Source organism: Brucella sp. MAB-22 (assembly GCF_025908475.1).
GTDB classification, from domain to species: Bacteria; Pseudomonadota; Alphaproteobacteria; order Rhizobiales; family Rhizobiaceae; genus Brucella; species Brucella anthropi.
On the sequence record NZ_CP109781.1, the window covers coordinates 1,846,325 to 1,871,739 of the forward strand.

The window sequence follows — 25,415 nt, forward strand, 5'->3', positions numbered from 1 at the left end:
GGGCGATTTCCAGCAAAGCACAGGTCAGCGTTGGAAGGCGGGTGGACGTGCTGGCGAGGTTTGACCCGGCGACCACCAGAATGTTTGACCGAAGTCTTTCTTCATACGCTTCTCATAGCGACGGAAGGATTTTCGATAGTCAGGGTCTAGCAGCGTCTGTAGCTGGTCGAAGAAAATTCGGTCCGTTGCAAGCTTGGAATACCACAGTGTCGTGCCTGGAAGCCACCCCTTCACATACTGAGCGAGTGCGCGACCGGAAAAGCCGTTTTCCGCGAAATCCGCTGCAGAAATTATTGCGCTCGGGCCAGGGCCAAGGAGGGATTCTGTCAATCCTTGGCCGCCGCGCGATACCGATGAATTGACAAAGTCAGCCAATAGTCCACCACCGCCGCCGCGAATGAATGACTGTGTCCAAAAATCGGCGCGGCTCATATCGTTAGGATCGCGACCGGCAATAATCGACTGCATTTGCATCGTTACTGCACCGGCAATAGTCGTAAGTGTTAGCAGCTTGGTTCCGTAATAAGCTTTCGACCAGTTCCCGTCCTGCACTGCCGCACGCATCAGGTGCGTCATCATGTACGTCATGGGGAAACTTTTGAATTGCGTTATGGAGCGGATAGCTTCGCCGGATATTGATCCGCGCTGCTTACCACCTGTCATGGCCCCACGAATACGAGCATCAGGCTCGAGAACCGCCATGTGACGCTCGTCTATAATCGCCGACATGAGGCGGTCAACAAGGCGCTGATCTTCGACCCCGTTCACATCAAAGAAGCGGGCCCCGTCTGCTTCAAGGTGGGGCGTCACGCGAAGCTTGTCCCAATCGGCAGAAGTGAAGCCGTACCGTTCAAAGAATCCATGAAAGAGCGGGTCGAGTGCTTCGAACTTCTTGTCGGATTCGCGAGCAATTGCTCCCATGAACTCCATCGAAAAGGCACGCTTCAGGCCTTCCGTCCAGGCATTCAATCCAGATAGACGCATGACTGCATCTGCCGTTTTGGCTGTCCAGTCGCGCCCGACGATCTCATCAGCGAAACGCTTCGAGCCTAGTGCATTGTCCATCACCATGTTCGCGGTAAGGTTTACCTGGCGCGCTATAGCTTCGGCCTTCTCGTCATTCGCCAGGTCACGGACGAGACGACCAAGAATTGCCGTGGCTGGGATGCCTGCATGATTAGCGGCTAAGAATGTAGTCACACTGTCGCCGGGAAGGGCGGCGATAGTAGCGGAGCCCAGACGAGCAAAGGTTTGTATGTTCCTCAGCCCTCCGCCCAAACCGGCCAGAAGCTCGCTTTGTGCGACTCCGAGTTTCCCTGAGAGCGCATCGAACGTCCTCTTTACCGCTTGAGGGCTGTTCATGGAGATAGCATTCTTGAACTTCTGTCGGCTCGTCAGATTTTCAGCGTCTGCGCGTTCCGCCTTGGTCCAAAGCGTGTTAAAATTCTGTTCATACTTCGGCCCCAGAACTTCGGTGAAAGCTATTTCCTTACCCATGCCGGACAAGTGCCCAACGAGGGTATTGTAAAGACCGCCGTCACCGACCCCATATTTCTTCATGAGCCGCTTGTAGGCGTCAGGATTGTCGAACCGGAAAACACGAAGTTGGTTCGAGAAACCGCTTGGACCGGCAGCGCCTACGCCACGACCCAACGTGATATCCTTATAAGCGTTCTGGATAATGCCAGGGATCATAGTTGCAGGCGCTTCGCCCTGGCCTTCCTTATCCATGACTCGCATCGTCCCGGCGCGGACTTCCTGCAACAGATCATCAACAAACTCGCGTTCGGTAACTGCCTTGGCGCGAGACGCATTCCAGAACTGTGGCAGGCGCCAGTCGTCAAGAACTGACAACCGCTTGCCCGCGCGCTTCACTCGGTCAACCGCATAGCCCGTCGCCTCCTGAAATGCCTTCGCCGCTGCCTGTGCAGACTGGTCACCAGTGTCACGCCCAAACAATTCATCGACAACATTCCAGATGGATTCCGTGTCCTGACGAAGCCCGGCCATCGTGGACCGATACTTATCAAGCGTGCCCCCCATGATTCCGAACAGACGTTTGGTGACGGCCTCGGAATGGCTGTCTATATTGATGGCGTTGCCAGTATCTCGACCAGATTCCCAATTGTCACGCACAAGCGCGCTCATCAGTCCGACAGTCTGGCCACGAGGGTGCTTCTGCATACGGTCAGAGATTTCCGCTTGCCGGATCGCCTGCACCGCCGCTTCCATTTTGCGCTCGCGGGCGGCTTCGGCCATGACGCGGGCCGCTTCCAACGCACCGGCGGCGTCAGCGGTCGCCGGTCCCATAGCAGGGTATAGCCGGTCCTGAATACCAGTGTGGAGAGCGAGCGCGTCGTCGGCGGCCTTCTGTGTAATTCGCTTGGCAGCGACGAGTTTGGCAAGGCAATTCTGAAGGCTCATAGAAGGGGCTCCGACAAGGGTAATAAAACGTATCAAAACCTATCCAAAGCCGTCACTTCCATGCAAAGCACTCATTTTTGAGAAGCTCGACTATCCCGGCAGCAGTTCCTTACTGTTTGCCGCAGTCCAAGCGGCGCGCGTAGTTAATCCTCTGAGTGACGGACATATTCTCGTATTCCTCATCAGGGATTTCTTGGGTAGTGGCATCGCGGCCCCCGTTCGGATTCCCCCGAACGTCTCCTCGAACAAGACGCTGTAGCGCCTCAAAAGCTTCAACCTGTTTGGCAGTGAACATCATGCCGCGAAGTGATCCGGCGAGTTCAGGTCCAATCTTGGCATCCAAAAACGAAGTAACGGCTTTGATGCGTTCGGCGCCCAGCGAGCCAAGCTTTTCGCGTTCGGCGGCGGCGGATTCCGCCAGTTCCTTATTCTGGGCGATGTCCATATTGACGCCCATGGCGAGAACATCTTCGAACTGTGCCTGAGACCAATTTTGTTGGTGGGCCACTTCGCGCAAAAATTGGATGCGCGGATCATCCGCAATCGGAATCCTCTCGCCTTCAGGAAGCTCGAAGGTAGCCGGAAGCCCGGCTTCATATTTGTCAGGGCTGTTCGGTACTTGAGCAAGCTCGGCATCCCGATTTGCTTTGAAAGCAACCAATTCATTGTAGGCGTCAGCTTTGAAACCAGCTGCTTCATCCCAGAGTTCTTTGGGGAGGTAAGCGGGTCTGGCCGACAAACCAGGTTTTGAAGGCGTAGAATTGGCAGCCACTTGGGGAGTGGAATCGGCGAGTGCCGCCGGTTCGTCGCCCGATGGAGATGGGGCAGCAGGAGCCGGAGCCGGGTTGCCGCCACCATCAGCCGGAGCAAATACAGGCTTCGGCCCGTACATCGTCGCGCCGAACGCAATGTTACCGGCCAGCGGGGCCGTGACGCCTGCTTTTGCGCGGTTCAGGTTGAGGTTTGTTTCGGCGGTATCGTTCATTGTCAGTTTCGGGTCCATCGCTACCCAATCCCTTCATTCCAGCTGTGATCAAATCTGACGCGAATGTGCGGCGACCATGCTGGACGTGCAAAGCACTAATCGAAACGCCAAAAAGAAACCCCGCAGAACGGGGCCAAATAAACTTACAGCAGGTGAGGTAGTGACCTCGCGGGCACTTTATCAACGCTTTGTGTCAGTAATAAAAAACCACGAAGAAGCGGACTTACATACCAAAAACCGCTTGCGGTGCTGGTTCATCATTCACTCTATCTTGCAAATTCAGAGCTTTGAGCCGGTATTCCATAGCCATCCGAGAAACATCGAAGGTTCTTGCCAAATCTCGAATGGAGGTCACGCCCTTAGCTATTTCGTTCTCAATGGTTCGTCTTGGCATCAAAAGACTCGCAGCGAACTGGTTTGCTTGAACTTCATGTTGATGATCCAACGGTTGCTCAGGGTTTCTGTTCGCGTACTCATCGTACAGACGGTCTAGGTGCTTATGTCTTTTCAAAAGATCTCGGTGTTTAAGGAAATGGCCGAGCTCATGAGCTGCTGTAAATCGTTTACGCTGGGGGCCGTCCTCGATATTGACGGCAATTGTACATGTCCATCCATCATATTCGATGAAGCCTGATTGGCCTTCGGGCATGTAACGCTCAACATAAGTTATCCCGATCTCGCTGATGATCTTTTTCACATCGACGGGTGGGATAAGTGCATACTTCATGATGATTTCATTCTCATCTTCGTATCTAATCATGACTTATCTCCGTCGAGGCTATCAATTACGTCTTGGGGTTTTCCTTCTGACGTTTGTACTTCATCTAGCAGGCGACCGACACTTCGGAGTTCATCGCTCTCACGTCTCACGAGTGCTGGTAGTTCTGATTTTACCATAGTCTCGGCCACGCTTCGAGCCACTTCTTTTGCAGCAATTTCAGCGGCTTGCTTAGCAACTTTCTCGGCCTCGTCTTTCGCAACGTCATTCGCGATTCGCGCTGTTTTTGATCGAATTTCTAGAAATCCGAGAAGAGCGGCCAATGCAATTATGATGGAAATAACAGTTAGTAGCGTCGTTACGAGGTCAAAGCGGCCAAGCTGCATCGCGATACTGTAAGTATCATTAGGTTTGGCTTTGGATACGGAATCGATCAAATTGGGGTCGACAAAATTGTAATTCTTCAAAAGAATTATAATTAAGAATATTTGCGCAATGTGCAAAACGGCGAAGAGTATACATGCTCCAGCCTTCATGTGATCAGCGCCCCCGCCGCTATTATCCCCCGCATAAATCCTCCTGTTTGTGTCGGCCCTGTTTAGTTATTGGCGTGCTCGTCGATTGAACGATGAAACAGCATCTTCATATTCGCTCACAGCTTCGTCTATATCGTCCTTCGCTTGTCGCTGCACGCATTGAGCGAAATCTTCGACCTCTGACTGATAGCTTTCCATCTCACGTTTGCAGCGATCAAATTCCCATTCGTCATCGAAGCTTCCAAAGCTGCTGGCGCACGACGGCGCTGATGGCTTACTGCAATATGCAAAAGCCGATCCCGGCAGAACAAAAAAAATCAGAGAAAACCCGATAACTGCGCGCATGGCGACTCCCTCAAACCCCTTCCCAAATCAATGCTCGAATTCACCGAACGCGCAAGAGGCTAATGTTTTGGATTGGAAAAATTGCGCGTGAGGGTGGACTGGAGAAAACGCGGGCCAATTTTTGACCCCCGCCTCTCAAAAGGGGCCGAAGCCGACGAAGGGGGGGGAGGGGGCTATCGATCTTGGTTGGTCGTGGCGTCGATCGTCAGGGGTATGCGAGCTTCGTCATATGCATGCGGCGGTTCAAGCTTCACGAACTTGGACAGGTCGATCACATAGCCTGGAGTTTCAATCGTGTTGTTGATCATGATGTTCGTTGTGGCCGGGGCGGCAAGATCATCCTGCACGAACGCCTTGGCAGCTTCGAGGCGCACACGCTGACCGGCTGCTGTATTCTTCAGGCCTGCATCATCACGGATAGCCGCAATAGTGCGGATGGACGCCGGTTTCTCGCCATTCCGAAGCATTGCCATCTGCTGTTGATAATAGGCCTGCACGGCGGGCTTCTGCCACGCTGCGCGTAATGCGCGATCAGTTAGCCCAGATGCTTCTGCTGCGCTCGCAATGCTGACCGATGCATCCTTGTTATCCTCGAAGCCAAAGACGAATAACTCAACCGCTCTCTTTACGCGTGGCGTCAGCCCCGAACCGCGCCCGCTGGTCTTGGGCTGAGCAAGTTTGCGCCGACGTGCGGCTGTGAGGGCTTTCGGTGAAAGATCATGTCTGGCAGCCATTTTCTGCGTCCCTTCATCAATGAAACGACAGGCTCATGAGTGTTCATCCCTGTCAGAGTGCGAAAAACGTCGCTGCGCTTTCTATCTGATGTTGCCCGACTGTTGCCCGGAAGCTTATGCTGAAGTCTTTTATCGCACTCAAGCTATTGAATATAAACAATTTATCGTCAAAGGCCAACCGGTTTCCAACCAGGTGGGCTATCTGCTCACGAATATTGCAGGCTCACCATCGCTCGATCAAAGCACCACCTTCTTCTTGAAGAATGAATTTCAGCTTGTTCTTGCAAGCACGTGGCGCAGTCAATTTAGTCGATCAACGGTATTCTCAGTCTTGGTTTTATTATTTGTTTTGTTCTCTTCTTATTGGCGAGGGTGGCACGAGGGGGGTACGAGATAAGTTATTGTTAATATTGGCTTCATGGTCTGCTTTTCATCTGCCTTTGTAAATGAGGAGACGCCCATTGATCAGGATTGCCGCCAAAGCTTCCGAATGTCGCGGCTGATCCTTCCCTTTTCATCTGCTGTTGCATCGCTTTTCGCGCTTGGTCTTCGGCGTGCTTTTCCAACAGAGCGTGGAGATTGTCTTCACCAATATCTTCTAGGATCGCTGCCCGGATTTTGTGGGAACGGATGCGATCAAGATTTTTTTTGACAGACACGGCGTTCGGTGGACCTTTAATTGGGTTCAACACTAAGAAATTTGCTATGTACATTTCTTCGGTTTCTTCATCGTAGTGGATCAGGCCATCATCCATCAATTGACGTCTGAGCTTTGAAACCTTTGCTTTGGGGATGCCCATAATATCGGTGACATAAAGATCACTACACCGTGAAAACCCTTCTAAACCCTGAGATGGATGTGCGTAATAAAACGCATACAGCGCCTTATAATCTAGTCCTGCTTTGCGTACCGACGGATAGAGCCAAATGTCGGTAGGAACTCTTGCAAAGGGCAGCATCCGGCAGCCCTCCTACAAGCGTTCACCGCATACCGAACAATGAAATGGGCCAGGGCTGTCAGTGAGTTGCACTCTCACCTTCGTCTTGTGTCCGCATTTGCATGCCAGATGCTTGTTAACTGTTATCTCACCGCTGCAAGCCGCAGCGATTTGCTCACGAAGTTCAGCCTTTGAAGGCCTCCTTTTCAGAGCAGGCGGCGCTAGCCAGCCGCCATCAACTGGCTCATGTCCGTACTTGGACATCTGATTTTGTCGGTTCAGTTTGGAAAAATCGCGCCTAGAGCCAGTCATGCTGCTTCACCATCGCGGTTGGCAATGCGCTGGCGTATCCATTCGTCTATCTCGGATTCGATCCAAGCATTGCGACGTAGACCAATCTTTATGGGCTTGGGGAAAACGCCTTCGCGAATAAGCTTGTACCTCTGAGCTTCGCCGAGAGTTATGCCTTTTTGCTTAAGGTCGCTGACAGATAATAGTCTCATAGTTCACCTCGATCACGTCGGGGTGCCGTGCGCGTACGCTTCAGAATTGCCGCGATCATTGATCGGCAATCGAAATATCTAAAGCGGTATCAGCAGCGCTGGCACCAGTTACGAACGTGTGGGATCGATGGAGAACTCCTTGTTTGAATCACTAAAAGCAATATCGTCGATTGTCAGGCATTAATCAACCTGCCGAGCGGTTAATGGAAACAACGTTATTCGGTACTGGGCTGACAATCTCGTGGAGCCGTGCGGCCCATAGGTCTAGTGCTTGTCGTTTTTCATTTTCATAAGCATGCTGGTCATACACCGCATGTAGGCCTTTTTGAGTATGAGCTATGACCAACTCAGCAACAGTCGACGAGATCGGTAGCGCAGACATCCTTGTTCGAACCGTTCGCCTGATATCGTGAATAACGAAGGCTCCAAGTTCCACCTCATTGAGGTCAGTTCCTCGCTTGCGAGCAAGTGCGCGCATGATGCGCAACATCTCCCGGTCCAACCGGGATTTTGCCTTGGAGAAACCATTCACGGGCTTTTTGCCTCCGGTAGTGGAAAATATATGCTTACCTTGGGTGAACGGCTCAATCTCGCCTAAGACAGCTAGAACGCTGTCCGTGAGGGGAACAGTGTGTGCATTCTCAGCTTTCATTCTGGCAGCAGGAATCGTCCAAAGCTTCGCTTTTTTGTCGAACTCAGATTTAACAGCCTCAGCGACTTCCGATTTTCGCTGACCTGTTGAAAGCAATAAGCGGAACAAGGGTCCATAGGGGTAGCCCAGGCGCTTGGTGGCGCGCCAATACGCGAACAATTCGGCATCGTTCAAGACACGTTTTCTCGGAGCCTTTTTACCTATGACAGTGTTTGGGCGCATGCGGTCACACGGCGATATTTCAATGCCATAGACACCACGGCTTATAACCCAATTGAAGAACGTACGGGCATGGCCGAGGAGGTTGAATGCCTGATACTTTGCGCCGCGCGCGACAGCATCATCCAAAATTGCAAGGATATCCGCCTTCGAAACTTCATCGATTGGTTTATCTCTCAAGCCCTTCCGTTGAAATTGCTTGCCGTCGCGAATGACAATTTTGTCGCCGAGGAACTCCCCTCGCAAATCTCGCGCGACTTCCAGCCCTTTACGCTGAATAGGCTTTTTTCATCGGAACCGACAACTACAAGCTTTAGATAATCTTCAACGACCTTGCCAAACGTTCGCTCACGCCGCTGGACTTCGGCATCTTTACTGGCGTTGGCCGCCGAACGCGGATCAATGCCGCGCCGTATTAGTTCATGCCATTCTCGGGCGGTCGTGCGAGCTTGCTCGAGACTGACACGGCCATACTCGCCGATGGCGCGCCTTGTCGGGTTGCTGCTTCCGGGAAACCTTGCAACCATAACAAAGCTCTTGGTGCCCTTGTCTGTTACTCGAACTGCTAAGCCAGGAACAATGCCGTCCTGAATATCGTATCTCGTTCCCACAGCCGCTGGTTTTAGAGCCTGCATGCGGCGATCAGTTAAATTCTCGCGAGCCATTCAATCCTCGTCGGGCAACATTGGGGCAACAATTATGCGGAGATATTATCAGAGATAACCATAGGCTAACAGAACTAGATTGTAAAAAACGAAATTAAAACAACGGTATGTGAGGTGTTAAAAGAGCGTATCATATCTAATAATAGATTATATCAACCGGCTGTTAACCGGTTGGTCGCTGGTTCGAATCCGGCCCGGGGAGCCACTTCATTTCATGAGGTTGCTCAATTTTCCACTGCATTCAAAACGAAGTTTCTGGCGTAGTGCACTTTGGTGCGTGACCGAACTACTTGGACACTCTATTGATTGCGGTGTAAGGGCACGCTAACGATTTAGCGAGTTTGTCGGGACGACGTAGCTAAGCGCTTGAGAGCGCAGGCATTGTACGGTTGGCCATTACCTTCGCGAACGATCAGAATCCCTCCATGTGAGCTCGCCGGTATCATCTCAATTCAAAGCGGATAGATAGCGATGAATCTATAATGCGCCCTTTAACGGGTGACGATATTCATTCTTGCTGAAGCATTTTGAACCAAATCGTTCTTCGCGCGTTGATTAGCTGTCTGTTAACCATGATTGGAGAGTGGCAATGCCTTGGTATTTTCGTCTCGAATCCGGCTTCGCCGCAGTCTTTGTAATCGCGGTCTGCGCCCACATGTTTGTTCAGTTGATCCGATAACAATTCGGCCTGTTACAAACATTAGGTAACATCGATGGTCAGTAATGGCAGGTCAATTGAATGGCCAGTCACTCGTGTAGGGGAGCGTTGGTTCACGATCTCTTCGAGAGGTCACTGAAGGTTGGTTGATCTGTCGAGAAGACCAACTTGATATGATCAAGTTTGGTGAGTATGCCGTATGAAATCATCGTAACTCTTAGTTTCAGCTGTCGTTGATTCCAGGAAAAGTTCTTGTAACGCCTCACTATTGTGGGAGGCGCCGTAAAGGCGCGGGACGGATAACTTCTCCGATTCAATTGAGCTCTTCCGCACTAAAACGAACGAAATTTACACTACACTGGACTTGCCGTACGAGATAAAAGTCGAATTTTGAGGGGTAATCTAAGCACCTGCTGGCAACCTCGTACTTGTGACCTACCTTTGGTTCCATATCGTCCGCTTTTGCTGAATCTAGGAGAGATGCTCTGGCGTTAGTGTCAACGATGGCTTCCGCAGTGGCATTCATGCTGCACTGATAGACGTTGGTCCGCACTGTAGTGGCCCCCTAAATCCCCGGACACGATCTCCCACTTGTTAAGTGTTAGGAGTAATGTGCCCATTATGATCAGTCATATCCCTAAGATAGAAGTGCTGTCCGGCCCTGAGCGCCGCCGTCGCTGGTCGACAGCGGAGAAGCTCGCGATAGTCCAGGAGACCTACGAGCCTGACGTTACGGTCAGCATCGTTGCGCGACGGCATGGCATTCAGCCGAACCAGTTGTTCGCCTGGCGCAAACTTGCGGCGCAGGGTGCGCTGACGGCCACCGCATCGCAGGAAGAGGTCGTGCCGGCATCCGAATACAGGGCACTTCAGAACCAGGTGAAAGAGCTACAGCGCCTCCTCGGCAAAAAGACTATGGAAGGCGAAATCCTGAAAGAAGCGCTTGAGATAGCATCAGGGTCAAAAAAACACCTGTTGCGCTCGCTCTCGTTGCCGAAGGACGGTTCGCGATGATGGCGGTGTGCGAGACCCTGGGTGTCGCCCGATCCAGCATAGCGGAACGTGTGAGGCAGCGTCCTTCCAGAGCCAGAGGGCGGCCGCCGCTCGCCGATCAGGAGCTGGTGGATGAGATCAAGACAATCATCGACGACATGCCGACCTACGGATATCGCCGGGTTCACGCGATCCTGCGCCGTAAAGCCCGCAACGAAGACCGTCCATGGCCGAATGCCAAGCGCGTCTACCGGGTGATGAAGGTCCACGGCATGCTCCTTCAGCGCCACACCGGTGCGATCGATACGCGCCGTCACGATGGTCGTGTGTCTGTTGAGCAATCGAACCTGCGTTGGTGTTCAGACGGCTTCGAAATCGGCTGCGACAACAAGGAGAAGGTGCGCGTTGCCTTCGCTCTCGATTGCTGTGATCGCGAGGCTATCGCCCATGTCGCGACAACCGAGGGCATCAAGAGCGAGGACGTCCAGGACCTTGTCATCACCGCTGTCGAGAACCGCTTCGGTCTCATCAACACCCTTCCAAAGCCAATCGAATGGCTGACGGACAACGGCTCCTGCTTCATTGCAAAGGACACCAGATCGCTGCTTATGGATATCGGCATGGAGCCGTGTTCGACGCCCGTTCGCAGCCCCCAGTCCAACGGAATGGCCGAAGCCTTCGTCAAAACCTTCAAGCGCGATTACGTCTCGGTGAACCCATTGCCGGACGCCATAACCGTCATCGCGCAACTGCCCTCATGGTTCGAACACTATAATGCCCTTCACCCGCATAAGGCATTGGGGTATCGCTCGCCTCGTGAGTTCTTAAACCGTCAAACCGAAACCTGATCCTGTCCGGTTTTTAAGGGGCAACTCCACGCACACCAAGGTGGTCAAGTCCGATGCCGTGGCGGATAAGATTGTTGCTGTTGACTTGAACAGGATATCTCGTTTGCTGAGCTGCGGTTCTGTGTACCCAGGCGGAAGACGGTCGGACGCTGAATAATATGGCCTCGGTCAAGCGAAGCAAACTGTGGCCACGATTATCCCGCAGAGCCAATCTTTGTACCGACAGTTCTGACCGGACGCTTCTTTGGGCGCTTCGTACGAGTTGATCCGGGTTTCGATGCCGACGGAAGCAACGGGTTGAAGTCGCCTTGAGCCTTATTGTGCCGGCGTATCGTTTTCTTGCGGCTGAGAAGCTTCAGCAGGCACGGGAGCAGGCTGTTGAGGTACTGGTGCAGGTTCTTCTGCAAGGACCTCATTTGTCTTGGTTTTTATGTCTTCTGCTGTCTGTTGGCTGATCAGTCCTTGCGACGCGGCAAAGCCGACAACAACTGCGATGACTGCACCCACAAGGGCAGCTTTAAGCTTCGGTGACATAGCTGGCTCTCCTGCCAAGTATAGTTTATGTCCCGCCCGATGCATCAAATCAGTCATACAATACATGCGTCATTTTTTTCAATGGTTTCTCAATTTTTTCTCGCGGTGCTTGGTGCTCTTACACATCGGTAAATAGCTGATCTCGTTCTAAACTAAAGTGACGGGTGACAAATTTTTACCGTATGATAAAAATATACAAAAATAGTGGGAGGGGATAATGTTTGATAAGAAAGGCATAGAAGCGCCTCGTATACGAGCGATTGAATGGATCGAGCAACTTTCGATACCGAGGTTCTTGGTGCTTGTTGCGCTCTGTAGTGCCGGTACGGGCGTGATTCTTAGTCAGCTGATATGAATAGTGGCCGCAAAGTCTTGTTTTTGCGCCGTTGGAGTTCAGAAGTGTTTGAAATATTTCTCATCTGGCAATAGCGGGATTGCGCTTGCCAATTCTGTCGAAATTACAAAGCGTCCAAATTACGTATTTTTTGCGCGTTACACGAACACAAATACCACCAAACATGTCTGCAATTTCTTTAGACTTCACCTGCCGAAGCTTTTGTTTTGTTCACGACAACAAACAGAGCCAAGTATGTTCCGCTCGATGTCACACGGGTTCGCCCAATTTTTGCGTAACCATTTGTAATTTATAGGCATTAACTTCCAACATGATGCAACAAGGCTTGCCATGTCGAATTCGACGCTGATCTCAATAGTCTATTGATTTTATATATGGAAATATTGGAGGCCTCGCCCGGAATCGAACCGGGGTGCAAGGATTTGCAGTCCTCTGCGTAACCACTCCGCCACGAGGCCTTCCGTAAGGCAGTTGCCAAATCAGTTGGTAGCGCCTTGGCCCGTTCCAATATTGATACAGATCGGTCTCGTCAAGCCGTTAGAGCCAAATGTAGAAGATTTCTACAAAGGTTTCTTCGCGCTTTGTAATTTCAATGCTGGTCGTCTCGATCTGGCGGCATTTGCGGGCGCGCCAGATTGCCCTTGGAGAAGGTATAGCCGGTTTCGACAACACTCAATCCAAATTTGTTTCGCAACTTGTCGATGGCATTTTCGGCGACGGCGCGTTTGGTGGCCTGAGTGTCTACTAGATCGGGCGGATCGGCGCGATCACTTGAAGAAAGCTCGCTAACCCCAATCCCTAGCAATCTAAATCGTGTACCATCGAGTTCTTTTTCGAGAAGCTGCAATCCGTGGCGGAAGATTCTATCCGCGAGCTGGGTCGGGTCGGAAAGCTGCCGATTGCGCGTACGCGATTTGAAGTCGTGTGTTTTCAGCTTCAAAACGACAGTACGCCCGGCTATTTCACTTGCTTTCAGTCGCCGCGAGACCTTTTCGGCAAGCGCCCGAAGAACAGGAACGAGATCGTTGGCATCCGACAAGTCATTGTTGAAGGTTGTCTCTGCCGAAACGCTTTTCATATCATGGTCCGGCTCGACCTTGCGGCTGTCCTGTCCTCGTGACAAACGGTAAAGACGCTGCCCCATAGTGCCATACGCCTTCACAAGTGCACCTTCTTCCATCGTCTGGAGTTGGCCGATCGACCTGATTCCATCACTTTCCAGTTTGGCTGCGAAAGCCTTGCCTACTCCCCAGATCGTGCTGACGGATCGGTCTCGCAGAAACGTCAGGGCTTCTGCTTCACCGATAACGGAAAAACCGCGCGGCTTTTCGATATCTGATGCAACCTTGGCCAGAAACTTGCAATAGGATAGTCCGATCGAGGCGGAAATGCCTATCTCATCCTCTACGCGTTTGGCGAAACTTGCGAGAACGATTGCGGGTGGAGCCTTATGCAAGCGTTCCGTGCCGCTCAGATCCAGAAAAGCCTCATCGATGGAAAGAGGTTCAACGAGGGGCGTCAGGTCACGCATCATTTGCCGCACTTCACGACCAACGCGAACATACTTTTCCATGTTTGGCTTAACGACGACGGCGTCGGGACAGGCTTCCAGTGCCTTGAACATGGGCATGGCAGATCGCACGCCATGAATACGGGCAAGATAGCAGGCCGTCGATACCACGCCGCGTTTTCCGCCGCCGATGATGAGCGGTTTGTCCCGCAGTTCCGGATTGTCCCGCTTTTCAACTGATGCGTAAAAAGCGTCGCAATCAATGTGTGCCAAAGAGAGCTTATAAAGCTCCTTATGACGGAGAAGGCGTGGACTCCCACATGCATGGCATCGTCTGCCCCTGTTCGATTTTTGCAGTACAAGGCAGTCGCGGCATACACCTTTTTCCGAACTGCTGGGTGCAATGGTGTCAGCCATGAGGACGAACCGTCTGATGAACATAAAAGGAACATCCTTTTATAGCATCGAAAAGCTGAAGTGCCATGGGGATATATCATCCCGGTTGGTCTTACACTTGACATTGCCGGGAATATCACCAAGTTTAGCAATATGAACAACCGTTTTGCATCCATACTTCATCGGGTTTATCCGATCACGGGATAGCTACCCTCGAGTTCTGCCTAGCGCAGGGGAACTCCGGGGGACGGTACGCCGCTTGTCCAAAAGCGGATTTCAAATAAGCGCTTTCATTAAAATCAATCTGAACGGCTTCGTGCAGAAACAGCACGGAGACTTATTACCTTTCAACAGCAGTGAGCACTCGCCATGAGCGGAAAGAATCGCAAGAAGCCCAATATCGTTGTTAGCGAAATCGACTATGAACGTCTGATGGGGCTGGCCACAAACGTTTCGGAACGTCTCGAGGAGATCGCCGAGGAGTTGATGGTTGAACTTGACCGCGCGAAAGTCGTTCCTGCGAAGCGTTTGCCGCAGAATGTGATTCACATGGGCTCTACTGTGGAGTTTCGCTCCAATGACGGGCAGGAGCGTCGGGTGACTCTGGTATATCCGGGCGAAGCGGATATCGCGCAGGGCAAAATTTCGATTCTCACGCCTATCGGTACTGCGCTGATCGGCCTTGCGCCCGGCCAGTCGATTTCCTGGACGGCACGCGATGGCAAGCAGCACGAGTTGAACGTATTGTCGGTTTCGAATGAAGCCCAGGTTTCTGCAGCAAATCCTGCTGCTGAATAGTTAGCAAAAAGCCCGGCAGTGTCGGGCTTTTAATTTGCGGATCGAAGTCTTTGCTAAAGGTGCTGGTTCAGCCCGCCGGGCAGATATGACAAGGCTTTCTCAATTGTTGCCGGATCACGGCCGGCCTCTTCGCTGTAGCGCAGCAGCGTCGGCTCATGTGTCAGAAAAAATTGTAATACCCCCGCCAGAAAGCCAGGTTCACGTGCTGCCTGCCGGATCGACGCAGCTTCAATGCCTGTCAGGGCGAGGAAGCGAGGCAGCAGGTCCTTGTCCTGAGCCAACCACGCCAACGCTTCAATGGCAATCGCTTCCGCATCAGCCTGGCTCATCAGCGTTTTCATGTGGTTTCTCCGCTTTTTCTGTTGCTTTGCCGAATGTGTAACGGTCGCTCAGTCGAGGAACAATGGAATTATTTGCCTTTCATCAATGAAATGAGGTTAAACTACCCGCAGTCTAAGAAGTGGGGACTCTCTGGCGGATAAGAAAATCGAGCAAATGCCGGGTTGCTGCAGGGAATAAGACCAAGGAATTTTCGATGCCGAAAAGCGTGATGATTGTCGAAGACAACGAACTCAATATGAAGTTGTTTCGCGATCTTATCGAAGCCAGCGGATATGAGACCATCCGGACGAGAAACGGGCTTGAGGCGCTCGATCTTGCGCGTGAACATCGACCTGATCTGATTCTCATGGACATACAGCTTCCCGAGGTGTCGGGACTGGAAGTCACAAAATGGCTGAAAGACGATGACGAGTTGCGGCACATTCCGGTTATTGCCGTGACAGCTTTTGCAATGAAGGGCGACGAGGAGCGTATTCGGCAGGGCGGCTGTGAAGCCTATATATCCAAGCCGATATCGGTGCCGCGCTTCATAGAAACAATCAAATCCTATTTGGGCGACGCTTAGCGGAAATCAGGGCGAGGGGCATCATGACTGCACGAATTCTCGTCGTTGACGATGTGGATTCCAATGTAAAGCTCCTCGAGGCAAGGCTCCTCTCCGAATATTATGAGGTTATTACGGCTTATAGCGGTCCTGAAGCCATTGAGCTTTGTCTGGGCGGCCAGATTGACATCGTTCTTCTAGATATATTGATGCCGGAGATGGACGGTTTTGAAGTATGTCGTCGATTGAAAGATGATCCACGTACGTCCAATATTCCTGTTGTGATGGTGACGTCGCTCGATGGTGTCGATGACAAGATTCGCGGCCTTGAAGCTGGCGCCGACGACTTTCTGTCAAAGCCCGTCAGCGATCTTCAGTTACTGTCGCGTGTGAAGAGCCTTGCGCGGTTGAAACTGGTCTCTGATGAGCTTTTCCAGCGAACGGGCACGGTTGCGGACGCGGAAGTGGAAACGCTGCTGGCAAGCAAGATGGGCGGGAATTATGCCGATAAGGATGAGGTCGCCCGCATTCTCATAGTTGATGAGGACGAACTGGCGGCTGCACGCCTTCGTCTCATTCTTGGAGAGACCTATCGTGTCGATGTGGCCAGCGATGCCAACACGGCTTTGATCCGGGCGATAGATACGGATTACGACAGTATCGTCGTTTCAGCCAACTTCACTTATTACGATCCGCTGCGCCTTTGTTCGCAGTTGCGAACCATTGAACGCACAAGGCTGGTGCCGATCATTCTCGTTGTTCGGGAAGATGAGGGCGCGCTCGTGGTGCGTGCGCTGGAGCTTGGCGTAAATGACTATCTGATGCGTCCGCTTGAGAAGCTGGAGCTGTTTGCGCGCTTGCGAACCCAGATCAAACGGAAGTGCTATAACGATTTACTGCGGCAGAGCCTGAACCGTACGATCACCATGGCGGTGACGGATAGTCTCACGGGGCTGCACAACCGCCGCTATCTCGATACACATATGCCTGTCCTGCTGACCCGCGCCATGGGGCGCGAGCGACCATTGTCAGTCATCATGCTCGACTTCGATCACTTCAAACGGATCAACGACCAATACGGGCATGATGCTGGTGACGATGTTCTTCGAGAATTTGCGACGCGTCTGCGCAAGAATATCCGTGGGATGGATCTCATGTGCCGCTACGGCGGAGAGGAGTTTGTCGTCGTTCTGCCGGATAGCGATGTGGAGGCTGCGAAGGCTGTTGCCGAGCGAATCCGGGTTGCTGTGTCAGACACGCCCTTTGCAGTCGCCAACGGCAAGTACAAGGTCAACTTGACCATCAGTATGGGTGTTGCAGGGCTGAGGCTGATGGGGGATAGCGCTGACGCTCTTTTCTCGAGGGCAGATGCTGCGCTCTATCAGGCAAAGAAAGGTGGTCGCAACCGCATTGTCTCTTCGGCTGCCTGAAGAACCCACGAAGCTGGAAACAAAAAAGCCGTCTCGAAAGAGACGGCTTTTTATTTCAATCATCTTGTCGATGACGACCGAAAACGAATTACTTGATCTTCGTTTCCTTGAACTCGACGTGCTTGCGCGCAATCGGGTCGTACTTGGTCTTTGTCATCTTTTCCGTCATCGTGCGGCTGTTCTTCTTCGTTACGTAGAAGAAGCCGGTGTCAGCGGTCGACAAAAGCTTGATCTTGATCGTCGTAGCCTTGGCCATATCGAATTACCTGCTCTGTATCTTTGCCGGAGCATGATCTTGCCGAAAATCGGTTCCCAATTTTCGGGATCATGCTCAATGGATGGAAACCTCCAGCGATTCCGGTAATCTCATCCGGCAGCGGAAATTTGGCGCGACACTACGTATTGGCGGCGAAAAGTCAAGCCCGCTTCTTCCTCAAAAGCAGCCTTCCTGCTGCAAAGAGTGCATATGCGGCAAAAAACACACCGAGAGTCATGGGGAATCCTTTTGGTCCCAGCATGTCCATACCGACACCAACGGCTTGCGGTCCTGCAAGCATGCCGATGGCATAACAGAACACGAAAGCGGCATTGGCGGATGCCAGCTCACGTCCCGTCAGCTCGGAGCCGAGATGCGCGAGGCCGATCGTATAGAGACCAGCCACTACACCACCCCACAGGAACAGAATGGCTGCCATGAGATACCAGTGCTGCATGAGATAGGGCAGGGCGATCATACCGATCAGGCCCGTCGTGGCGCAGAAGAGCAGAAGTTTGCGGCGATCCGAAATGCGATCGCTGACAAGGCCTAATGGAATCTGCATCAACACATTGCCGAGGCCGATCATCGTAAGCAGAAGTGCTGCGTCTGCTTCCGGATAACCGATACGCGCTCCGAAGACTGGAAAGAGGGCAAAGCCGCCCGTTTCCACAGCGCCGAAAACAAAGACAGCCATGGTTGCAGTCGGAACGGCAAAGATGAAGGGTAGGAACGGTACGTGTTCGCCTTCTTCGAAATCGGGACTGTCGCGCCATGCGAATGCAACCGGTATGAGGGCGATCAGGATGATGACGAAGCCGACATAGAAAGGCAGTCCGCCCGTGCTCCCGATCTTCGAGAACAGCCACGGTCCGAGCGCGAAGCCCAGCGAAAGCGACGTGGAATAGATTCCGAGCACGAGCCCGCGCTTTTCAGGTGGTGCGGAGGCATTGATCCAGTACTCGGACAAAACGAAAAGCACGGTCAGCGCGAAATGCAGGACGATGCGCAGCGCAAACCACGCCCAGAGTGGTTGAAAGAAGTGGAAGCCGAGAAAGGCTCCGCTTCCGATGATGAGCATAAGGAAGATCGCCTTGACCACACCCAATCGTGCGGCGATGGGGGCGGCAAGTGGAGCCGCAACAATGGACGCCAGCCCGGCCACGGCAGTGTTAGCACCGATCAGGCTCGCTGAATGACCGCGGCTTTCCAGAAGAACGCTCAACAGCGGAATGCCCAGCCCAATTGCTGCACCAACTGCACTGATCGTGGCAATGGCTGCTGCAAGCGAACGCCAGTGCATCTGGCCCTCAGCCGGCCCGCCGCCAGGTTCTTGCGGGACAAGATCGGCGGGTTGGATTTCTTTATTCATCGGGTTCAGATCACTTCGCGAATGAAGCGGCCATGCCGCTTCCAATATTGTACCACCGGCAAGGTGGCTGGCAGTTCAAATTCGGTATCCGTTAGAAGCACGCGCGCTTCTTTCAAGATCGCCTGAGTAATATGAGCGACGTCGAGTGTATCGATTTGATCAATGGAAACCCAATCGAGGTCTTCCAGTTCGCCACTGGGAACGAGTGGCTGCTGATCGAGCTCCGGTATATGATCGCGAAATGCGATAAAAAAACGGGTGTCGAAACGGCGAACATAGTCCGGGGGCGTTACCGCGCGAGCAAAATAGCGCAGGCTGTCCAAAGCCGGCATCATGCCTTTATCGAGGAAGGCCGACCAGTCGTGATGTGTGGGCAAAGCAACCGGTGCTGAGATCGCTTGCCCGATGCGAAGGCCAGTCTCTTCAAAGGTTTCGCGAATGGCACATAGGCCGAGTGCACGGGCGCGACGCATCGATGCACGAGCCCCCATGCCTGCGAGCAGCTTGGCAACGTCATTACTATTCAGTTCAGCCGCGGCAGCGATAGCGCCGTCTACAGGATCGGCACGACCACCCGGAAAAACAAACTTTCCGGGCATAAAGGCGAGGCTGGCGTGGCGTCTGCCCATGAGAATTCGCGGCTTGCTGCCCGACCGGTCGACAAGCAAAAGGGATGCGGCATCACGCGGTCGCAAAGCTTTCACGGCTTTAGTTGAAGTGGACGGGGGCTGAACCATGGCAGTCATGGTGACCTTCAGGTCACGTCGCCATATTCACCTTCGCCCTTACCTCCGAAACCATGCATGTAGAGCGCCCATTGCAGGCCGATGGTCGCTCCCTTCATAGGTTGAAGCAGCAGCAGCGACATGATCACAGTCAACGGTCCCCAGATCGCCATATGAGCCCAGAGTGGCAGATTGGTGGTTGCTTCCACACCCATGAAAGCGCCTACAACCACGTGCCCCACGATCAGAATGGTGAGGTATGCAGGAAGGTCGTCGGCACGTTGTTCCGTGTAGTCTTCGCCACACACGGAACACTGCGCCACTGGCTTCACAAACGACCGGAAAAGCTTTCCTTCACCACAATGCGGGCAACGTCCGCGAAAGCCGCGCCACATAGCTTCACCCAAAGGGCGTTTCGGGTGAGCGGCCTTGGGGCTTTCGCCACCGAAAACCTGAACATTTTGCGCGGAATTGGCCTCTAGCGTGCTCATCAGCGACCTCTTCTCTTCTGACGCGGAATACCCGCGGGTTTACCCCTTCGCCCACGCATCGTCCGGCTTGCCTTATGATGCGAGCGGGTCGCCATCGGCAGGGGATGCGGTTCCGAAACCATCTCAAAGCGAAGCGCGCCCGCAACGGGGAGCGCTTCTACAAGCCGAACCGTCACTGTATCACCAAGCCGGAAGCCTTTACCGCTCCGTTCACCGGCAATCGCATGGTTCGCTTCGTCATATAAATAGTATTCATGACCTAAAGTTGAAATGGGTACCAGCCCATCCGCGCCATATGTCGCAAGGTTCACGAAAAGACCGGCCCGCGTTACGCCCGTCACGCGCCCTTCATATTCGTCTCCAAGATGTGCGGCGAGAAAATGTGCAATGAGACGGTCAACAGTTTCACGCTCGGCCAGCATGGCGCGACGTTCGGTCGAGGAGATGAGCGCGGAGATTTCTTCGAGATGCGCTTCCTCCTCTGTCGTTAGTCCGTCACTTCCAAGGTTCAGGGCCTTGATCAGAGCGCGGTGAACGATGAGATCGGCATAACGGCGGATCGGCGAGGTGAAATGCGCATAGCGGCTCAAATGCAGGCCGAAATGTCCGATATTATCAGGGTTATATTCCGCTTGGCTTTGTGTGCGCAGCACGACCTGATTGACCAGTTCTTGATGATCCGAGCCTTCAACGGCTTCAAGAATCCGGTTGAACTGCGCGGGTTGCAGCTCCGCGCCTTTGGCAAGACTCAGATCAAGCGTACGCAGGAATTCACGTAGGGTTTCCTGTTTGGCAAGAGCCGGAGCATCATGAATGCGGAAAATCAACGGCTGACGGTGCGCTTCCAATGTTTCTGCAGCAGCGACATTCGCCTGAATCATGAACTCTTCGATAAGCTTGTGTGCATCGAGCCGTTCAGGAACGATAACCTTGTCTACCTTGCCATCGGGCGTGAGCAGGATTTTCTTTTCTGGTAAATCGAGTTCCAGCGGTTCGCGGGCATCGCGCCCACGCTTCAGCACAGCATAGGCGTCCCACAGCGGTTTTAGTATGCTGTCGAGAATAGGCGCGGTCTTGTCATCCGGCGCGCCGTCAATGGCAGCCTGGGCTTGTGAATAGGCAAGCTTAGCCGCCGATTTCATCATGATGCGATGGAATTTGTGCGACTTCTTGCGCCCGTCAGAAGCAAAAATCATACGGACGGCAAGAGCGGGGCGATCTTCAAGCTCACGAAGCGAACAGAGGTTGTTTGAAATCCGTTCGGGAAGCATCGGCACGACCCTGTCCGGGAAATAGACCGAGTTACCGCGCTTCTGTGCTTCACGATCAAGCGCGGAATCTGGACGGACATAGGCGGCGACGTCAGCAATCGCTACTATAACAATCTGGCCACCCGGATTTTCCGGGTCTTTATCCGGCTCGGCGTAAACGGCGTCGTCATGATCTTTGGCGTCAGCCGGATCAATGGTGAGAAGCGGAATGTTGCGCCAGTCTTCCCGACCGTCCATCGTCGCAGGCTGGGCGGCTTCTGCTTCGCTCAGCGCTTCAGCCGGGAAAACATGCGGAATTTCATGCTCATGGATGGCAATCATCGACAGGGCTTTTTCGCTATCGATAGACCCAACCACCTGCCGAACTTTGCCGCGCGGCAATCCCTGACGACGCGAGGAAATCAGGTCCACTTCAACAAGATCGCCAGCTTCAGCGTTTTCCAGCTGTGCCGGATCGAGCTGCACCTCAGGCTGTTTTCGGTTTACAGGGTCCAGCCGCCATTCACCGTTGCCGAGCTTGCGAACAATACCCAGCACCGCGTTCGTGCGGTGCTCGAGACGCTTCATGACGCGGGCGGTATAATCTGGTCCGTCGCGATCTTCACTGCGGAATATTTTCGCCAGAACGCGGTCGCCGACGCCGACTGCCGGGCCGCCTTCGGAGGCTTTGTTGAGCCGGGTGCGGCGGATCAGGACAATAGGTGGTTTGCCGTAACCGGCCTCGTCCCATTCCGACGGACGTGCGAGCAAACCGCCATCTTCGTCGCGCCCGGTAATATCTAGCACGGTGACAGCAGGCAGTGCGCCGGGGCGAGACAGTTTGCGGGCGCGTTTTTCAACCAGACCCTCATCAGAAAGTTCGCGTAGAAGATCTTTCAGATAAACCCGCGCATCGCCCTTGATGTTGAATGCTTTTGCCAGTTCGCGCTTGCCTGCCCGGTCAGGATTCTCTTCAATATATTTGAGAACCTCTTCGCGGGTTGGCAGAAACGCATTGGGATCGCTGTTCCCATCGGCAGATTTTGCTTTGGCTGCACGCCGTTCGGTCCGTGCGGATCGACCGGTATCGGATTTGGAAAAACGGCGTGCCAATTGCTACTCCTCTACCGTCTCGGCCTTGGATTTGGCTTTCGGCTTGGCTGTCGACTTGGCTTTTGCTGGTGCCTTCTTGGCCGTGGGCTTTTTTGCAGCAGCTTTCTTTTCAGTGCTGGCTGAAGCCTTGCGGGCAGGGGCTTTCTTACTCTTGGAAGACCCGGCCTTTTCCGTAATCAGAGCCAACGCTTCTTCCAGCGTGACACTTGCCGGGTCCTTGCCCTTCGGCAAAGTGGCGTTGACTTTGCCCCAGTTGACATAAGGCCCATAGCGACCGTCGCGAACAGTGATCGAACCACCGTCAGGATGGTCGCCAAGTGTCGCCAATGCAGCCGGCGTGGAGCGGCCACGACCGCCACCCTTCGACTGTTTGTCGGCCAGAACCGACACGGCGCGATTGAGGCCGACGGAGAAGACCTCTTCGGCATTCTCCAGGTTGGCGAACGTGCCGTCATGGCTGACGTAAGGCCCGTAGCGACCGATGCCAGCGGAGATCATCTTGCCGGTTTCTGGATGCTGGCCGATGTCACGCGGCAGGGACAGAAGCGCAACGGCTTTCTCATGATCGAGCGTATCGACGGTCCAGCCTTTCGGAAGGCTGGCGCGCTTTGCTTCCTTGCCCTCACCGCGCTGGACATAGGGGCCGAAACGACCGGTTCGTGCGGTGATTTCTTCACCGGTGAATGGGTCTTTGCCGAGCGATTTCGGTTCGTCCGTAGCTGCAGATTCGCCATTGGCGTCACCACCGAGCTGGCGCGTATATTTGCATTCCGGATAGTTGGAACAGCCGACGAATGCACCGTATTTGCCAAGCTTCAACGACAGCATTCCTGTGCCGCAGGTCGGGCACGAACGCGGATCACTACCGTCTTCGCGTACAGGGAATACCAGCGGTGCAAGTTCTTCGTTCAGCGCATCGAGAACATTGGTGACGCGCAATTCCTTGATGTCATCGACATTGCCGGAGAAGTCGCGCCAGAAGTCCCGCAGAACATCCTTCCAGGAAAGCTTGCCATCCGAAATAAGATCGAGCTTTTCCTCAAGGTCTGCCGTGAAATCATATTCCACATAACGCTGGAAGAAGCTTTCGAGGAAGGCGGTGACCAGACGACCCTTGGGTTCCGGAATGAGCTTGCGCTTGTCGATGGTGATGTATTCGCGATCGCGTAGCGTGGCCAGAGTCGCGGCATAGGTCGAAGGACGACCGATACCGAGTTCTTCCATCTTCTTGATGAGCGAAGCTTCCGAATAGCGCGGCGGCGGTTCGGTCGAATGCTGGGTCGCATCGATCTTCTCGCGCGCCAGAGCTTCACCGGAACGAATTTCCGGCAGCTTTGCGCTATCCTCGTCGTCGTCCTCTTCTTCGCGATGATCCATATAGGCTGCGAGGAAGCCATCGAACTTAGTGACAGACCCATTGGCGCGCAGCATGGCCGAACGCGAGCTGTTGACCGCCTCAATGTCGACGGTTGTACGCTCAATGTCGGCAGCCTGCATCTGGCTGGCGATGGCGCGCTTCCAGATGAGCTCATAGAGCCGCGCCTGATCGTCATCGAGATAGCGACGCACATCCTTCGGGTGACGCGAGAAATCCGTTGGCCGGATGGCTTCGTGCGCTTCCTGTGCGTTCTTTGCCTTGCTGGAATAATAGCGCGGCTTTTCCGGCACATATTTTGCGCCGAAGCTTTTGCCGATGGCGTCACGGGCCGCATTGATGGCTTCCGGAGCTATCTGTACGCCATCGGTACGCATATAGGTGATCAGGCCGGCAGTCTCGCCGCCAATATCGACACCTTCGTAAAGTCGCTGTGCCACTTGCATGGTGCGCGAGGCAGAAAATCCGAGCTGGCCGGATGCGGCTTGCTGCAAGGTTGACGTGGTGAATGGCGGTCCCGGATTGCGCTTGGTTGGCTTTGCCTCGACAGAAAGAGCCTTGAAGCTTGCGCCTTCCAGCATGGTGCGAATGGCCGTTGCCTGTTCACCATTCTTGATATCGAGTTTGCCGAGCTTCTTGCCGTCAACGGCAGTGAGACGGGCGGTGAAACCGTCATTGCGCGGCGTTTTCAACAACGCCGCGATATTCCAGTATTCCTCACGGATGAAGCGTTCGATCTCGGATTCGCGATCTGCAACGAGACGCAGCGCCACTGACTGAACGCGGCCAGCCGAGCGCGCGCCCGGCAGTTTGCGCCACAGAACTGGCGAAAGCGTGAAGCCGACAAGATAATCCAGTGCACGGCGTGCAAGATATGCATCGACCAGAGGTTCATCGATGTCGCGCGGATTGGCGATGGCATCCAGAACAGCCTTCTTGGTGATGGCATTGAAAGCCACACGTTTGACTGTCTTGCCCTTGAGCGCCTTTTTCTGGTTGAGCACTTCAAGCACATGCCAGGAAATGGCTTCACCTTCGCGATCCGGATCGGTTGCGAGAATGATGCCATCGCTGTCTTTCAGCGCTTTGACAATATCGGCAAGGCGTTTGGAGGAATTGCTATCCACCTCCCACGACATTGCAAAGTCTTCGTCGGGACGAACCGAGCCATCCTTGGCTGGCAAGTCCCGCACATGACCGAACGAGGCCAGAACCTTATAGTTCGAGCCCAGATATTTATTGATGGTTTTAGCCTTGGCAGGCGATTCGACAACGACGACGTTCATTTAAAGCAGCCCAGATTCGCGCCCCATGGAGATAAAATACCTCCTCTCCGCGTGAAATTCGTTGCCTTCACATGAACAGCGGGCAGCGTTTGGTCAAGAGCAGGACAACAAAAATCACGAAATACAACTTAAGATTGCTGTTAAGTTGAATGAAACCAATAGTAGCATAGGGTATGAAGAAATCGAGTTTATCTCTCGAGGAGATAGGTATGGATGATACGGCGAGTTTTCCAGAGATGGAAGACGGTGAGGATATGGAAACCGCGACTCGCTCCGAGACGGTAGCATATATAGAGCAGATGCTTGAACAGCTCAGTTTGATGGCGAAAAGTACGAATTATGTGTTGCTGGCTTATATGATCGAAATAGCTCTCATTGAGGCTCGGGAAGCGCTTCACAATGAGGCCGGGTCGTAACAGT

Annotated in this window: 24 protein-coding genes and 1 tRNA gene; 5 read left to right on the plus strand and 20 right to left on the minus strand. The window is 53.4% G+C overall.

Translation table 11 applies throughout. From position 1 onward, the window contains the following. Positions 1-24: 24 nt before the first annotated feature. The 10 genes from OHI65_RS08525 to OHI65_RS08570 form a co-directional block, all read right to left on the minus strand. Positions 25-2,424, minus strand: a complete 2,400-nt coding sequence (locus OHI65_RS08525) for a hypothetical protein (protein ID WP_125302527.1) — start codon at positions 2,422-2,424, stop codon at positions 25-27. Positions 2,425-2,533: 109 nt separating this feature from the next. Further along, on the minus strand, positions 2,534-3,427 hold the full coding sequence (locus tag OHI65_RS08530) for a hypothetical protein (RefSeq protein WP_125302524.1): 894 nt from the start codon (positions 3,425-3,427) through the stop codon (positions 2,534-2,536). 205 nt (positions 3,428-3,632) lie between these two features. Next, the gene (locus OHI65_RS08535; RefSeq protein WP_125302522.1) at positions 3,633-4,169 is read right to left on the minus strand and encodes an ImmA/IrrE family metallo-endopeptidase; all 537 of its coding nucleotides are present in this window, start codon (positions 4,167-4,169) and stop codon (positions 3,633-3,635) included. Beyond that, positions 4,166-4,663, minus strand: a complete 498-nt coding sequence (locus tag OHI65_RS08540) for a hypothetical protein (RefSeq protein WP_125302519.1) — start codon at positions 4,661-4,663, stop codon at positions 4,166-4,168. The genes OHI65_RS08535 and OHI65_RS08540 overlap by 4 nt, the downstream gene beginning before the upstream one ends. Positions 4,664-4,729: 66 nt before the next feature. Then, positions 4,730-5,008, minus strand: a complete 279-nt coding sequence (locus OHI65_RS08545) for a hypothetical protein (protein WP_125302516.1) — start codon at positions 5,006-5,008, stop codon at positions 4,730-4,732. A 173-nt stretch (positions 5,009-5,181) separates the two neighbouring features. Further along, positions 5,182-5,742 (minus strand): hypothetical protein, encoded by a 561-nt coding sequence (locus OHI65_RS08550; protein WP_125302514.1) that lies wholly within the window; start codon positions 5,740-5,742, stop codon positions 5,182-5,184. Between the two features lie 416 nt (positions 5,743-6,158). Then, positions 6,159-6,701 (minus strand): hypothetical protein, encoded by a 543-nt coding sequence (locus tag OHI65_RS08555; RefSeq protein ID WP_125302511.1) that lies wholly within the window; start codon positions 6,699-6,701, stop codon positions 6,159-6,161. Between the two features lie 287 nt (positions 6,702-6,988). Next, positions 6,989-7,183 carry a helix-turn-helix transcriptional regulator gene (locus tag OHI65_RS08560; protein ID WP_114048017.1) on the minus strand — a complete coding sequence of 65 codons (195 nt, stop codon included), beginning with the start codon at positions 7,181-7,183 and terminating at the stop codon, positions 6,989-6,991. 184 nt (positions 7,184-7,367) lie between these two features. Continuing rightward, on the minus strand, positions 7,368-8,234 hold the full coding sequence (locus OHI65_RS08565) for a tyrosine-type recombinase/integrase (protein WP_125302508.1): 867 nt from the start codon (positions 8,232-8,234) through the stop codon (positions 7,368-7,370). After that, the gene (locus OHI65_RS08570) at positions 8,231-8,719 is read right to left on the minus strand and encodes an Arm DNA-binding domain-containing protein (RefSeq protein WP_125302506.1); all 489 of its coding nucleotides are present in this window, start codon (positions 8,717-8,719) and stop codon (positions 8,231-8,233) included. The genes OHI65_RS08565 and OHI65_RS08570 overlap by 4 nt, the downstream gene beginning before the upstream one ends. 1,279 nt (positions 8,720-9,998) lie before the next feature. Here OHI65_RS08570 and OHI65_RS08575 point away from each other — a divergent pair. Continuing rightward, a protein-coding gene (locus tag OHI65_RS08575) for an IS3 family transposase (RefSeq protein ID WP_264358634.1) occupies positions 9,999-11,218 on the plus strand; the annotation gives its coding sequence in 2 pieces (ribosomal slippage) (positions 9,999-10,338 and positions 10,338-11,218; 1,221 coding nt in all). A 315-nt stretch (positions 11,219-11,533) separates the two neighbouring features. On the opposite strand, the gene OHI65_RS08580 is transcribed toward OHI65_RS08575, so the two are convergent. From OHI65_RS08580 to OHI65_RS08590, 3 genes are all read right to left on the minus strand, one after another. Continuing rightward, complete coding sequence (locus OHI65_RS08580; protein ID WP_125302100.1) at positions 11,534-11,752, minus strand: hypothetical protein; 219 nt, start codon at positions 11,750-11,752, stop codon at positions 11,534-11,536. A gap of 739 nt (positions 11,753-12,491) precedes the next feature. Beyond that, positions 12,492-12,565, minus strand: a tRNA-Cys gene (locus tag OHI65_RS08585). A 131-nt stretch (positions 12,566-12,696) separates the two neighbouring features. Next, positions 12,697-14,034: a DNA polymerase IV gene (locus OHI65_RS08590; protein WP_125302096.1), complete on the minus strand. Its 1,338-nt coding sequence runs from the start codon at positions 14,032-14,034 to the stop codon at positions 12,697-12,699. A gap of 348 nt (positions 14,035-14,382) precedes the next feature. On the opposite strand from OHI65_RS08590, the gene rnk reads away from it, so the two are divergent. After that, a complete protein-coding gene (gene rnk / locus OHI65_RS08595; protein ID WP_012093058.1) occupies positions 14,383-14,811 on the plus strand; it encodes a nucleoside diphosphate kinase regulator in 429 nt (142 codons plus the stop codon). A 53-nt stretch (positions 14,812-14,864) separates the two neighbouring features. Here the strand turns inward: rnk and OHI65_RS08600 are convergent, their stop codons facing one another. Next, positions 14,865-15,152: a DUF3572 domain-containing protein gene (locus tag OHI65_RS08600; RefSeq protein WP_264358635.1), complete on the minus strand. Its 288-nt coding sequence runs from the start codon at positions 15,150-15,152 to the stop codon at positions 14,865-14,867. Positions 15,153-15,346: 194 nt separating this feature from the next. Between OHI65_RS08600 and OHI65_RS08605 the strand changes: the two genes are divergently transcribed. Together OHI65_RS08605 and OHI65_RS08610 are read left to right on the plus strand one after the other, a co-directional pair. Then, entirely contained in the window at positions 15,347-15,718 is a 372-nt protein-coding gene (locus OHI65_RS08605) for a response regulator (RefSeq protein WP_010658876.1), read from the plus strand. 23 nt (positions 15,719-15,741) lie between these two features. Continuing rightward, a complete protein-coding gene (locus OHI65_RS08610) occupies positions 15,742-17,127 on the plus strand; it encodes a PleD family two-component system response regulator (RefSeq protein ID WP_125302093.1) in 1,386 nt (461 codons plus the stop codon). Between the two features lie 88 nt (positions 17,128-17,215). On the opposite strand, the gene rpmG is transcribed toward OHI65_RS08610, so the two are convergent. The 6 genes from rpmG to topA all read right to left on the minus strand — a co-directional run bounded on the left by rpmG (position 17,216) and on the right by topA (position 24,995). Beyond that, a complete protein-coding gene (gene rpmG, locus OHI65_RS08615; RefSeq protein WP_002966024.1) occupies positions 17,216-17,383 on the minus strand; it encodes a 50S ribosomal protein L33 in 168 nt (55 codons plus the stop codon). Between the two features lie 160 nt (positions 17,384-17,543). Then, positions 17,544-18,686 (minus strand): MFS transporter, encoded by a 1,143-nt coding sequence (locus OHI65_RS08620; protein ID WP_010658874.1) that lies wholly within the window; start codon positions 18,684-18,686, stop codon positions 17,544-17,546. A 74-nt stretch (positions 18,687-18,760) separates the two neighbouring features. Continuing rightward, complete coding sequence (locus tag OHI65_RS08625) at positions 18,761-19,501, minus strand: NUDIX hydrolase (protein ID WP_125334020.1); 741 nt, start codon at positions 19,499-19,501, stop codon at positions 18,761-18,763. 8 nt (positions 19,502-19,509) lie between these two features. After that, a complete protein-coding gene (locus OHI65_RS08630; protein WP_010658872.1) occupies positions 19,510-19,971 on the minus strand; it encodes a DUF983 domain-containing protein in 462 nt (153 codons plus the stop codon). Further along, positions 19,971-22,334, minus strand: coding sequence for a ribonuclease R (rnr, locus tag OHI65_RS08635; RefSeq protein ID WP_125302088.1), 2,364 nt, complete (start codon positions 22,332-22,334; stop codon positions 19,971-19,973). The genes OHI65_RS08630 and rnr overlap by 1 nt, the downstream gene beginning before the upstream one ends. Positions 22,335-22,337: 3 nt before the next feature. Further along, the gene (gene topA, locus OHI65_RS08640) at positions 22,338-24,995 is read right to left on the minus strand and encodes a type I DNA topoisomerase (RefSeq protein ID WP_264358636.1); all 2,658 of its coding nucleotides are present in this window, start codon (positions 24,993-24,995) and stop codon (positions 22,338-22,340) included. Positions 24,996-25,204: 209 nt separating this feature from the next. On the opposite strand from topA, the gene OHI65_RS08645 reads away from it, so the two are divergent. Beyond that, a complete protein-coding gene (locus OHI65_RS08645; protein ID WP_040128683.1) occupies positions 25,205-25,411 on the plus strand; it encodes a hypothetical protein in 207 nt (68 codons plus the stop codon). The last annotated feature ends 4 nt before the right edge of the window (positions 25,412-25,415 follow it).

Bases quoted from the DNA above. Each gene is read 5' to 3' on its own strand.
- OHI65_RS08600 (WP_264358635.1), bottom strand. From the start codon at position 15,152: ATGAAAACGCTGATGAGCCAGGCTGATGCGGAAGCGATTGCCATTGAA.
- rnk (WP_012093058.1), top strand. From the start codon at position 14,383: ATGAGCGGAAAGAATCGCAAGAAGCCCAATATCGTTGTTAGCGAAATC.
- OHI65_RS08540 (WP_125302519.1), bottom strand. From the start codon at position 4,663: ATGAAGGCTGGAGCATGTATACTCTTCGCCGTTTTGCACATTGCGCAA.
- OHI65_RS08590 (WP_125302096.1), bottom strand. From the start codon at position 14,034: ATGGCTGACACCATTGCACCCAGCAGTTCGGAAAAAGGTGTATGCCGC.
- OHI65_RS08530 (WP_125302524.1), bottom strand. From the start codon at position 3,427: ATGGACCCGAAACTGACAATGAACGATACCGCCGAAACAAACCTCAAC.
- OHI65_RS08630 (WP_010658872.1), bottom strand. From the start codon at position 19,971: ATGAGCACGCTAGAGGCCAATTCCGCGCAAAATGTTCAGGTTTTCGGT.
- OHI65_RS08645 (WP_040128683.1), top strand. From the start codon at position 25,205: ATGGATGATACGGCGAGTTTTCCAGAGATGGAAGACGGTGAGGATATG.
- OHI65_RS08550 (WP_125302514.1), bottom strand. From the start codon at position 5,742: ATGGCTGCCAGACATGATCTTTCACCGAAAGCCCTCACAGCCGCACGT.
- OHI65_RS08525 (WP_125302527.1), bottom strand. From the start codon at position 2,424: ATGAGCCTTCAGAATTGCCTTGCCAAACTCGTCGCTGCCAAGCGAATT.
- topA (WP_264358636.1), bottom strand. From the start codon at position 24,995: ATGAACGTCGTCGTTGTCGAATCGCCTGCCAAGGCTAAAACCATCAAT.
- OHI65_RS08610 (WP_125302093.1), top strand. From the start codon at position 15,742: ATGACTGCACGAATTCTCGTCGTTGACGATGTGGATTCCAATGTAAAG.
- rpmG (WP_002966024.1), bottom strand. From the start codon at position 17,383: ATGGCCAAGGCTACGACGATCAAGATCAAGCTTTTGTCGACCGCTGAC.
- OHI65_RS08625 (WP_125334020.1), bottom strand. From the start codon at position 19,501: ATGACTGCCATGGTTCAGCCCCCGTCCACTTCAACTAAAGCCGTGAAA.
- OHI65_RS08580 (WP_125302100.1), bottom strand. From the start codon at position 11,752: ATGTCACCGAAGCTTAAAGCTGCCCTTGTGGGTGCAGTCATCGCAGTT.
- OHI65_RS08560 (WP_114048017.1), bottom strand. From the start codon at position 7,183: ATGAGACTATTATCTGTCAGCGACCTTAAGCAAAAAGGCATAACTCTC.
- OHI65_RS08535 (WP_125302522.1), bottom strand. From the start codon at position 4,169: ATGATTAGATACGAAGATGAGAATGAAATCATCATGAAGTATGCACTT.
- OHI65_RS08545 (WP_125302516.1), bottom strand. From the start codon at position 5,008: ATGCGCGCAGTTATCGGGTTTTCTCTGATTTTTTTTGTTCTGCCGGGA.
- OHI65_RS08605 (WP_010658876.1), top strand. From the start codon at position 15,347: ATGCCGAAAAGCGTGATGATTGTCGAAGACAACGAACTCAATATGAAG.
- OHI65_RS08570 (WP_125302506.1), bottom strand. From the start codon at position 8,719: ATGGCTCGCGAGAATTTAACTGATCGCCGCATGCAGGCTCTAAAACCA.
- OHI65_RS08555 (WP_125302511.1), bottom strand. From the start codon at position 6,701: ATGCTGCCCTTTGCAAGAGTTCCTACCGACATTTGGCTCTATCCGTCG.
- OHI65_RS08620 (WP_010658874.1), bottom strand. From the start codon at position 18,686: ATGCACTGGCGTTCGCTTGCAGCAGCCATTGCCACGATCAGTGCAGTT.